Source organism: Streptomyces pathocidini (assembly GCF_001418495.1).
GTDB classification, from domain to species: domain Bacteria; phylum Actinomycetota; class Actinomycetes; order Streptomycetales; family Streptomycetaceae; genus Streptomyces; species Streptomyces pathocidini.
On sequence record NZ_LIQY01000371.1, the window covers coordinates 1 to 10,705 of the forward strand.

Genomic DNA, 10,705 nt, shown 5'->3' on the forward strand with positions numbered 1-10,705 from the left:
CCCTACGGGGATCCGTACGGCCGCCAGCAACAGACACGGGGTTACTGACCCCAGCCGCCCCCGCCCCTTCGGATCGTTGATCGTCACGCCGCCGGGCCCGTTGTCGGACCCGGCTGGCAGACTGAGCGCATGGGGAATCACGTGCGTCCAGTACTCAGCGCGGTCCGTGTCCACCCGGTCAAGTCGGTGGCGGGCCGCGCCCTCGGCGAGGCCGCTGTCGAGCCATGGGGGCTCGCCGGGGACCGCAGATGGATGCTGATCGGCCCCGACAGCCGGTGCGTCACCCAACGCGAGCAGCCGCGGCTGGCGTTGGCCGCCGCGGAGGCCCTGTCGGGCGGCGGTGTGCGGGTGAGCGCGCCGGGCCTGGAGCCACTGACCGTCGAGGTGCCCGAGCCGGTCGCGACCACGGCCGTGGGGCTGTTCCGCGACAAGGTCGAGGCGGTGCCCGCAGGCCCGGCCGCCGACGCGTGGTTCAGCGAGTACCTGGGCACGGACGTGCGCCTGGTGCACCTCGACGACCCGGCGCGCCGCCGCCCGGTCGATCCGCGCTACTCCTTGCCCGGCGAGACCGTGTCGTTCGCCGACGGCTATCCGCTGCTGGCTGCCACCACGGCCTCCCTCGACGCGCTCAACCTGCTGATAGCGCAAGGCGATCACGCCGACGAAGGCCCCCTTCCGATGGACCGTTTCCGGCCAAATATCGTCGTGGACGGGACCGCCCCCTGGTCCGAGGACGAGTGGTCCCGGATCCGCGTCGGCGAGGTGGTCTTCCGGGTGGCCAAACCCTGCGGCCGGTGCGTGGTCACCACGACCGACCAGCGGACGGCGGAGCGCGGCAAGGAGCCGCTGCGTACGCTTGCACGCCATCGCCGCTTCGGCGACAAGCTCGTCTTCGGCCAGAACCTCGTCCCGGAGGACACGGGGACGATCCGCGTCGGCGACGCCGTGGAGTTCCTGGAGCCCGGCCCGTAGCCGGACGGTGCCCCGGGGGATGCGCGGGACGGGGTGAGGCGCGGGTGATGGTGGCCCTCTCTCTTGGCTCGTTTCGTGCATGCGCCGTGCCGTATGAGGTACTTACGCACTCGGAAGGGGGTGTGTGACGGTGCGAGCGATGGCCGGGCTCTGGCGGTGGCGGCGCAATCCGCTGTGCCGAAGGACCGATGTGGTCGAGTCCTGGGTGGCGCTGCTGGCCGCCCTGCTCATCACCGTCGGCACCCCGGTGGCGGGCCTTCTCGCGGGCGCGCTGGCGCAGGACGCGCTGGCGGGCGCGGCACGCGAGCAGCAGGAGCACCGCCATCTCGTCACAGCGACGGTCGTGCGGTCGGTGCCGCAGCCGCCGCTGGACCCCGACCCGGAGACCTCCTCGGCCCGGGACTCCCACCGGCGCGTGGTGGCCAGTTGGAAGACCGCCGACGAGGCCGTGCGGACCGGCCCGGTGAAGGCTCCCGACGCGGCGACGCCCGGCGACCGCTTCCGGATCTGGACCGACGACCGGGGCCGCGTCACGACCCGGCCCTTGAGCCCGTCCGCCACGCTCTCGCACGCCGCCCTCGCGGGCGTGGGCGGCGCCGCCGCGGCGGCCGGTCTGGTCGAGGGCGCGCGCCGGTTCACCGTATGGCGGCTGATGCGCCGCCGGTTCGAGGAGTGGGACCGCGCCTGGGAGCGCGCCCGTGAGGACTGGGGCCGTACGGGCGCCGACAGCTGACCCACCCGGCTCCCCCGCCGCACCATCCGCCGGATCGGGCCAACTCGCCGCCTTGTCCCACGAGTTGCACCTTGATCATCCATGGCGGGGTGAGCGGTCAGCCGCAGCCCGCGACGCACGCTACGGTGGTGCGCCACAGCGGTACGCGCTGAACACACGCACGAGGTGGGGGCACAGCAGCAGCATGGCACCACAGGGCACGGTCCAGGTGACGCATACCGGTACGTCGCGGTGGCGGCGCCGCACAGGCGAGTACGCCTCACTCGCCGCGGCCCTGGAGGCCGCAGGCGACGGGGACGTCCTCTCCGTGGCCCCAGGCACCTACCGGGAGAACCTCGTCGTCGATCGGGCCGTCACCCTGCGCGGCCCCGACGGTTCCCGCGGCTCGGTGCGCATCGCCCCCGCCGACGGCGTCGCCCTCACCGTACGGGCCTCGGCGACCGTGCAGGATCTGCACATCGAGGGCCAGGACTCGGCAGCGCCCGCGCTGCTGGTCGAGGACGGGGCGCCGGAGCTCAACGGCCTGCGGGTGGCGACCCGTTCGGCCGCGGGCATCGAGGTGCGCGGCGGGGCCCGGCCCATCGTGCGGAACTGCACCGTGGACAACCCCGGCGGCATCGGCCTCGCCTCGCTGGAGGGATCCGGCGGGGTCTTCGAGGACTGCGAGGTGGTGAGCGCCGGCCAGTCGGGCGTATCGGTGCGCGGCGGCGCGCACCCGCGGCTGGAGCGCTGCCGGATCCACCACGCCTCGGGCGCCGGGATAGCGCTGTCCGGCGAGGGCAGCGCCCTGGAGGCAGTCGGCTGCGAGGTGTACGAGATCAAGGGCGCGGGCGTGCAGATCGCCTCCCGGGCGACCGGGCACTTCACGGACTGCACCGTGCACCGGACCTCGGCCGACGGGATCACCCTCGACACCGACGCGGTGCTCACCCTCGCCGACTGCGATATCCACGACATCCCGGAGAACGCGGTCGATCTGCGCTCCCGCTCGGTGCTCACCCTGACCCGTTCCACGGTCCGCCGCTTCGGCCGCAACGGCCTGTCGGTGTGGGATCCGGGCACGCGCGTGGACGCCAACCAGTGCGAGATACACGACAGTACGGGCGACTACCCGGCGGTCTGGGTGAGCGACGGCGCCGTGGTCGTGCTGGACTCCTGCCGGGTGCACGACGTGCCGGACGCGCTGTTCGTGCTGGATCGCGGCTCACGCGCCGACGTCGTCGACAGCGACATCTCACAGGTCCGCAACACCGCGGTGTCGGTGAGCGACGGGGGCAGCGCACAGCTGGACGACTGCCGGATCCGGGAGGCCACGACCGGCGCGTGGTTCCGTGACCACGGCAGCGGCGGCACCCTCGCCAACTGCACGGTCGACGGGGCCGCTACGGGGATCATCGTCACCAAGGGCGCGGACCCGACGGTCGAGCGCACCACGGTCACCAATCCCACCGAGGCGGGCTTCTACGTCTCGGCCGAGGGCCGGGGCACCTTCCACGGCTGCCGGGTGACGGGCAGCGGCGGTTACGGCTTCCATGTCATCGACGGCTGCCGCACGACCCTGACCCGCTGCCGTACGGAGCGGTGCGCCCGCGGCGGCTACGAGTTCGCCGAGGAGGGGCCGGTCCAGGAGGACTGCACGAGCGACGAGAGCGCGGAGCACCGCAGGCCCCCGGCCGCCACGCCGGTGAGCGCTCCCGCGGTGCAGACCGAGACCCGTACGACCGGGCTCCTGGGGGCTGTTCCGGCCCAGTCGGTGGCCTCGGCGCCCGAGGAGCCGGCTCGCGCGAAGGTACGGCCGTCGGTCACGGTGCTCGGTGAACTCGACGCGCTGGTGGGCCTGGACAGCGTCAAGCGGGAGGTCCGGGCGCTCACCGACATGATCGAGGTCGGCAGGCGGCGGCAGGAGGCGGGCCTGAAGGCGGCGTCCGTCAAGCGGCATCTGGTCTTCACCGGCTCCCCCGGCACCGGCAAGACCACCGTGGCCCGGCTCTACGGTGAGATCCTGGCCTCGCTGGGCGTCCTGGAGCGGGGTCATCTCGTGGAGGTCTCCCGGGTCGACCTGGTCGGCGAGCACATCGGCTCCACCGCGATCCGCACCCAGGAGGCGTTCGACCGGGCGCGCGGCGGGGTGCTGTTCATCGACGAGGCCTACGCCCTGTCCCCGGAGGACTCCGGGCGGGACTTCGGGCGCGAGGCCATCGACACGCTGGTGAAGCTGATGGAGGACCACCGGGACGCGGTCGTGGTGATCGTCGCCGGCTACACGGCCGAGATGGAACGCTTCCTCGCCGTCAACCCCGGTGTGGCGTCCCGCTTCTCCCGCACCATCACCTTCGGCGACTACGCGCCGGAGGAGCTGCTGCGCATCGTCGAGCAGCAGGCGGACGAGCACGAGTACCGGATCGGGGACGGGGCCGCGGAGGCGCTGCTCACGTACTTCACGGTCATCCCCAAGGGCCCTGCGTTCGGCAACGGCAGGACGGCCCGGCAGACCTTCGAGGCGATGGTCGAGCGGCACGCGACCCGGGTCGCCCAGATCGCCGAGCCCGACAAGGACGACCTGACCCTCCTCTACGAGGAGGATCTGCCGGAGCCCGCCTGACGCTGCTCCGGCACCCGGGGCAGCCGCTCCAGAAGGCCCGTGCGCTCCTCGGCGAACACCGGGTCGGCCTGGTAGTCGCTGTGGCCCAGGATCGGTGCGGGCAGCGGGTGTTCGGAGGTACGGCCGTAGGCCAGGGGGTCGCGCAGCGGCCCCCGGTCCACCTCCGGGCCGGTCCCGTCCAGGGTCAGCACCGGGCCGCCGATGGGGTCGGTGCGCCGCCACAGGTTGCGCCAGCAGTGCACCTGGCGGTGGAGGGCGTGCAGCGGGCGGGACCCGAAGTAGGCGGGGAACCAGCGCCCGTACAGCCGCTCCAGGGGCGACCCGTAGGTCAGCAGGGCGACGCGGCGGCGGGTGCCCGGGGCAAGCTGCCAGACCGCGGCGGCGGCCAGGACGCTGCCCTGGGAGTGGCCCGAGATGACCAGGCGGCCGCCGGTGGTGCGGGTCCAGGTGACCATGCGCCAGGTCAGGTCGGGCACGGCGCGCTCGGCGTAGCAGGGCGGCGCGAAGGGGTGGGCGGCCCGCGGCCAGAAGGTGCCGACGTCCCACAGGATGCCGATGGTGCGGCGGGTGGCGGCGTCCTTGTAGGCGCGGCGGCCGCAGGCGAGGAGCAGCAGGAAGCCGAAGCCGACGAGCCAGGAGCCCAGCTCCTGCGCGGACCGCGCGGCCGCGGCGAGCAGGTCCGTGGTCCCTTCTGCGGCCTCCTCCGGCACCTCCCCGGTGGCCCAGGCCCCCAGGACGGCGACCCCGCCCAGGAGGAGGGTCAGGGCGGCGGTGGCGCCGACCAGCCAGGGGGCACTGTCGGTGAGTCGGGCGCGGGCGAGGGTCCCGGCGATCGCGCGCGTGCGGGAGGAGTCCTCGGGCTCGCCCCCGTGGTCCGCGCGGACCTCGGCGGCCTCCAGACGCCCGTTGCGCCAGGTCCGCCCGGCGAAACAGACGGCGACCCCGGCGAGTACGAGCAGCAGCAGGGGAATGGTGGCTGCCTGCCAGGACAGCACCACGGGCGGTCCTTGGAGCGGCCCGCCACCCGTCCCGGGGGTGGCAGGGCCGTCCAGCCAGTCGGCGGTGCGCTGGGCGACCCCGCCCGACATGAGCCCGCCGAGCGCGCAGCCGAGCATGGCGACGGCCGCACCGGCCAGGCCGCCCAGTACGGTCCGGCCGTCCGGGCCGCCGCGCCGCAGCCACCAGGCGGTGGCCGCGATGGCGACCACCAACGCGCCCTGGACCAGGGGGAGGACGCCGAAGGCGCCGCTGCCGGGCAGGGCTCCTTCGGAGGACCAGCCGGGCCGGTACCACGCGGCGTGGACGGCGGCGGCCACCAGGAGGGCGAGGGCGGTGCCGGGCAGCGCCCGCACAATGGCCCGGTCCACCCGGTCGTCGGCCTCCTTCTCGCCCCTGCCGCGGGCCCAGACGACCCACACCACGAAGGCCCCCGCGGCGGCCAGGACGGCCGCGAGGACCCGGCCGGACGCGTCCAGCCAGGCGCTGCCGCCCATCTCCTGGTCGTGGCTCGCGGCGGCCGCGGTCAGGGCGGCGGCGACGGTCAGGAACCCGGCCGCGGTGTGCGCGGCGCGCAGCCGGGCCACGAGCCTGCGCCCGTACCAGAAGCCCGCGAGCCGAAGGGCGGGCAGGTCCTGGGCGCCGTCCCGCTCCTCGGGGTCTCCCTCGCCGGCTCCGTGGCGCGGCGGCTGCTGCGACTCGTACGCGCTCCAGGTGCGGTGCGAGAGCCACCACAGCAGGCCGGTGAGGGCGGTGGGCACGGCCGCCGCGAGCGCGAGCCGCCGCCCCGGCGCGCTCCACCAGCCGCCGTGCTCCGGGGCGAGGAACGCCAGCCAGGGGCGGTCGCTCGCGCAGGCCCGAGTGCCCGCGCACTGCCAGGCGATGAGGTCGAGGGCGACCTCGCAGGCGGCGGCGACCAGCAGCACGGTCAGGCTGAGGGCCACGAGCCGTACGAGCACCCCGTACGCCCGCACGGCGCCGCCGCGGTCGCGGGTGGCGGGCCGCATCCAGTGGGCGAGGTTGGCGACCATGAAGGGCAGCAGCAGGAGCCACAGGGCGCGGGTGCCGTTGCCGGAGGTCAGGTTGGCCCAGCTGTAGGCCTCGGGGACGGGCCGGTCGGGGTAGTCGCCGGGGCGCGACTCGGCGTCGGCGTCCTCGGCGCGGCGGTGGATGCCGGCGGTCTCGTCGCCGGTGACGAGCACGGTCCTGGGGTCGTCGAGCATCGCCTGCGGTGTGGTGCCGCCGACGCCGTGCACCAGGAGTTCCAGGGCCAGTTCGGGCGCGTGGCCCGGTGGCGCGTCGGCCGCGTCGGCCGTCGAGGTGCCGGTGGACGCCGGGGCGTCGGTGTGCTCCGCCGTGTCCGTGTGGTCCGCCGTCTGTTCCGCCGTGCCCGTGCGGTCCGTGTGTTCCGCCGTGTCCGCCGGGCTCTGGCCCGGTTCCGTGGACGAGGCCATCGCCTTCTCCCCCGCTTGGTACGTGTCCCGCCGGATGATCCTCCCAGCGGTGCGGGGGCGCACGCCAGGTCGCGTTCGCAGCGCCCGGTTGCATGTCACAGGGGCATGGCAGGATGAATGCGGACGTGCCGGGAACGATCAGTGGGCGAGCTGTGGGCGATCAGCGGGCGGAAGGGACGGCCGGGGTGAGCGACAACCAGAACCTCCTCGCGGAGCAGCGGCGGGCCCTGATCCTCGACGAGGTCAGGCGCCGGGGCGGGGTGCGGGTCAACGAACTGACCCGGAAACTCCGGGTGTCGGACATGACGGTCCGCCGGGACCTGGACGCGCTGTCGCGGCAGGGCGTGGTCGAGAAGGTGCACGGCGGCGCGGTGCCGGTCGTGGAGGCGAGCACGCACGAGCCGGGGTTCGAGGCGAAGTCCGGGCTGGAGCAGTCGGCCAAGGAGGACATCGCGCGCGCCGCCGCGCCCTTGGTCGCGCCGGGCAGCGCCATCGCGCTCTCGGGCGGCACGACGACGTACGCGCTGGCGCACCATCTCCTGGACGTGCCGGATCTGACGGTGGTGACCAACTCGGTGCGGGTCGCGGACGTGTTCCACTCCGCGCAGCGGGCGGCGGCGCACGGCGGGAGCGGGCAGCGGCCGGGGGCGGCGACGGTGGTACTGACGGGCGGGGTGCGCACGCCATCGGACTCCCTGGTCGGGCCGGTCGCGGACCAGGCGATCCGCTCGCTCCACTTCGATGTGGTGTTCCTGGGTGTGCACGGCATATCGGTGGAGGCGGGTCTCTCGACGCCCAACCTGGCGGAGGCGGAGACCAACCGCCGGTTCGTGCGCTCCGCGCGGCGGGTGGTGGTGGTCGCGGACCACACGAAGTGGGGGACAGTGGGGCTCAGTTCGTTCGCCTCGCTGGACGAGGTGGACACCCTTGTGACGGACAGCGGGATGCCGGGCGGGGCCCGGGAGGAGATCAGGGAGCACCTCTCGGAGCTGGTGGTGGCGGGCGAGCGGGACGCCGGCGGGGAAGCAGACATCTGACGGAGCGTCGGCTACGCTGTGCGCCCCCGGTCGGCCAACTCGTGGGAGGTGCACGACCTGTGGCGCACTCACTCCGCCCCGTCCCACTCGACTTCCTTCACACCGCGCCGGTGCGGCTGGTGTTCACCGCGGAGGCCGCCGCGCCGCCGGAGGCGGTGTTCGGGGTGCTGTCGGACGTGCCGAGCTGGCCCGAGTGGTACGGCGCGGTTTCCCGGGCGCGGCCGGTCGGCGGCGGAGCGGGGCGCGAGATCCGCCTGAAGGGCGGCACCCGCTTCCGGGAGACGATCGTCGCCGCCGATCCCGGAGAGCGCTACGCCTACCGCATCGACCGCACCAACGTCCCAGGGTTCCGGGCCCTGTTGGAGGAGTGGCGGCTGACTCCGTCGGGCGCCGGCACCTGCATCACGTACACCTTCGCGGCGGACGGCACCCCGCTGCTGCGCACGGCGCTCCGCCTGGTCCGCCCCGGCATGTCCCGCGCCTTCCACGACGCGGTACGGGCCCTGGACCGGCGGTTGGGGGCACGCACGGCAGGGACCTAGGAACCGAGGCTTCGCGCCGGCGACTCGCCTAGTCCGGCCAGACCCCGGTTGCCAGCAGGGAGTCGATCGCCTCGGTGTACGGGGCGATGTCCAGGCCCTGTTCCTCGAGCCAGGCGTCCGAGTAGTACTTGTCCAGGTAGCGGTCGCCGGGGTCGCAGATCAGGGTGACCACACTGCCCTTGCGCCCCTCCGCCACCATCTCGGCGACGATCTTCAGCGCGCTCCACAGACCGGTCCCGGTGGAACCGCCCGCCTTGCGGCCGATGGCGCGTTCCAGGGCCCGTACGGCGGCGACGCTCGCCGCGTCGGGCACCTTCATCATCCGGTCGATCGCGCCGGTCACGAAGCTCGGTTCCATGCGCGGACGCCCGATGCCCTCGATGCGGGAGCCGCAGTCGCTGGAGACGCCCGGGTCACCGGTCGTCCAGCCCTCGAAGAAGCAGGAGTTCTCCGGGTCGGGCACGCAGACAAGGGTGTCGTACTGCATGTAGTGCACATACCGTGCGATGGTCGCCGAGGTGCCGCCCGTGCCCGCCGTGGCGACGATCCACGCGGGCTCGGGGTAGCGCTCCATGCGCAGCTGCTCGTAGATGGACTCGGCGATGTTGTTGTTGCCGCGCCAGTCGGTGGCCCGCTCTGCGTAGGTGAACTGGTCCATATAGTGGCCGCCCGTCTCCGCGGCGAGTTGGGCCGAGACCTCGTACACCGTCCGCGGGTCGTCCACCAAATGGCACCGGCCGCCGTGGAACTCAATGAGCCGGGTCTTCTCGCGGCTCGTGGTCCGCGGCATGACGGCGACGAACGGCACGCCGATCAGCTTGGCGAAGTACGCCTCGGAGACGGCCGTCGAGCCGCTCGACGCCTCGATCACGGGCTTGCCGGGCCGGATCCAGCCGTTGCACAGCCCGTACAGGAACAGCGAGCGGGCCAGCCGGTGCTTGAGGCTGCCCGTCGGATGGGTGGACTCGTCCTTGAGGTAGAGGTCGATCCCCCACTCCTCCGGCAGCGGGAAGCGCAACAGGTGGGTGTCGGCGGACCGGTTGGCGTCAGCCTGGACCTTGCGGACGGCTTCCTTGAGCCAGGCTCTGTAGACCGGGTCGCCGCGGTCGACGTCGATGGTCGCGGCCGCGCCGCCGGCCTGTCTCCGCTCGATGGTGCTCACCGGCGCAGCTCCTCACAGATAGGTCACTCGGCCTGTCAAGGCCACAACAGGACAGAGTCGTCCCGGTCGTTCCGATCATAGAGGCGCCCTGGTGCGGGGGCCGGGCCCCGTGCACACTGCCCGTCGGGGGACAATGGGGATGCGACCCGGGCGGTCTTCACGACGCCATCCCGTCGAGGGGGCGGTGTGCAGCATGGCGGACGAGGAGTTCACGGCGACCGGAGTGCGGATCGCGCACGGTCTGCGCTCACTCACCCGGGCCGGGCAGGTCCTGATCCGGGACGGCAGGCTCCTGCTGCTGACCAGCTACGGCAGCGAGATCGACAGCGCACCGGTCCATCTGGTGCGCGCCGGCAGGCCCCGGTTCACGCACAGGAACGGCGCGCTGGCGACGGTCAACGGCCATCGCTACCTCCTGACTCCGGGAGAAGAGCAGCAGTCCACCGGGCACGGCGAGTTCGGGGCGGCCGCGGGCGCCCTGCGGGACGCCAGGGCCAGCGACAAGGACGGGACCGGCGTGGAGTGGGCCCGGCGGTTCCTCGACGCGGTACGGATGGCGGGCGGGCACACGGCCCGGGCTTGACAAGACCCCCCCGGTGCCAGGTGCCACGAGTTGCGCGAGTTGCGGGTGCGCCCTACCGGGGTCACTCTGGTGGAACATAACTGAGGGTTCACCGGTGGTGACGCTTCGAACCCGCCCCGCCGGCACAGCAGCACTCAACACTGTTGAATGCGCGTTCTTCGTCTTCCGAACCTCATCAGGGAGTCGGCCGTGATCAGCAAGCCAAGCAGGCACTGCACGGTGGAGCTCCAGGCCCTGCCGTCGCGGATCGGCCAGGTACGCAGAATCGTCTCGGCGCAGCTGCGCTACTGGCATCAGGATCCGTTGATCGATTCGGCGGCGCTCGGGGTCACCGAGCTCCTCACCAACGTCCACCGGCACGCCGTGCCGGACAAGAAATGCAGGGTGGAGATGGATCTCTCCCGGGACCGGCTGACGGTCTCGGTACGCGACAACGACCCGCGGGTACCGCGGCTGCGCCCCACTGATCTGACCGCGATCGGCGGCCGGGGGCTCGCACTGGTGGCCTCGCTCAGCGAGAGCTGGGGCGTGCGCCCGCGGGGCGACGGCGGAAAGATCGTCTGGTTCACGCTCCAGACATCCACGCCCACGGTCCCGGCGTCGGCGACCGCCGTGCCGGCCCCG

At 73.3% G+C, this 10,705-nt stretch carries 8 protein-coding genes and 1 pseudogene; 7 read left to right on the forward strand and 2 right to left on the reverse strand.

The window, feature by feature from the left end; translation table 11 throughout:
- The first annotated feature begins 129 nt into the window (after positions 1 to 129).
- From AOK16_RS17685 to AOK16_RS17695, 3 genes are all read left to right on the forward strand, one after another.
- Positions 130 to 972 (forward strand): MOSC domain-containing protein, encoded by an 843-nt coding sequence (locus AOK16_RS17685; protein WP_055473207.1) that lies wholly within the window; start codon positions 130 to 132, stop codon positions 970 to 972.
- Between the two features lie 139 nt (positions 973 to 1,111).
- Complete coding sequence (locus AOK16_RS17690) at positions 1,112 to 1,705, forward strand: Rv1733c family protein (RefSeq protein ID WP_338058494.1); 594 nt, start codon at positions 1,112 to 1,114, stop codon at positions 1,703 to 1,705.
- 184 nt (positions 1,706 to 1,889) lie between these two features.
- Positions 1,890 to 4,307, forward strand: coding sequence for a right-handed parallel beta-helix repeat-containing protein (locus AOK16_RS17695; RefSeq protein ID WP_055473208.1), 2,418 nt, complete (start codon positions 1,890 to 1,892; stop codon positions 4,305 to 4,307).
- Here AOK16_RS17695 and AOK16_RS17700 read toward each other — a convergent pair.
- Positions 4,277 to 6,757, reverse strand: a complete 2,481-nt coding sequence (locus AOK16_RS17700) for a hypothetical protein (protein WP_240483621.1) — start codon at positions 6,755 to 6,757, stop codon at positions 4,277 to 4,279. The genes AOK16_RS17695 and AOK16_RS17700 overlap by 31 nt on opposite strands.
- 185 nt (positions 6,758 to 6,942) lie before the next feature.
- On the opposite strand from AOK16_RS17700, the gene AOK16_RS17705 reads away from it, so the two are divergent.
- Positions 6,943 to 7,794, forward strand: a complete 852-nt coding sequence (locus tag AOK16_RS17705) for a DeoR/GlpR family DNA-binding transcription regulator (RefSeq protein WP_055473209.1) — start codon at positions 6,943 to 6,945, stop codon at positions 7,792 to 7,794.
- 59 nt (positions 7,795 to 7,853) lie between these two features.
- Positions 7,854 to 8,336 (forward strand): SRPBCC family protein, encoded by a 483-nt coding sequence (locus AOK16_RS17710; protein ID WP_055473210.1) that lies wholly within the window; start codon positions 7,854 to 7,856, stop codon positions 8,334 to 8,336.
- A 28-nt stretch (positions 8,337 to 8,364) separates the two neighbouring features.
- On the opposite strand, the gene AOK16_RS17715 is transcribed toward AOK16_RS17710, so the two are convergent.
- A complete protein-coding gene (locus tag AOK16_RS17715) occupies positions 8,365 to 9,498 on the reverse strand; it encodes a PLP-dependent cysteine synthase family protein (RefSeq protein ID WP_055473211.1) in 1,134 nt (377 codons plus the stop codon).
- 193 nt (positions 9,499 to 9,691) lie between these two features.
- Between AOK16_RS17715 and AOK16_RS28430 the strand changes: the two are divergent.
- Both AOK16_RS28430 and AOK16_RS17725 read left to right on the forward strand, forming a co-directional pair.
- Positions 9,692 to 9,929 (forward strand): annotated as a pseudogene (locus tag AOK16_RS28430) (hypothetical protein); the annotation flags it as partial.
- 341 nt (positions 9,930 to 10,270) lie between these two features.
- Positions 10,271 to 10,705: ATP-binding protein (locus AOK16_RS17725; protein WP_055473213.1), on the forward strand; the 435-nt coding region annotated here is incomplete at its 3' end.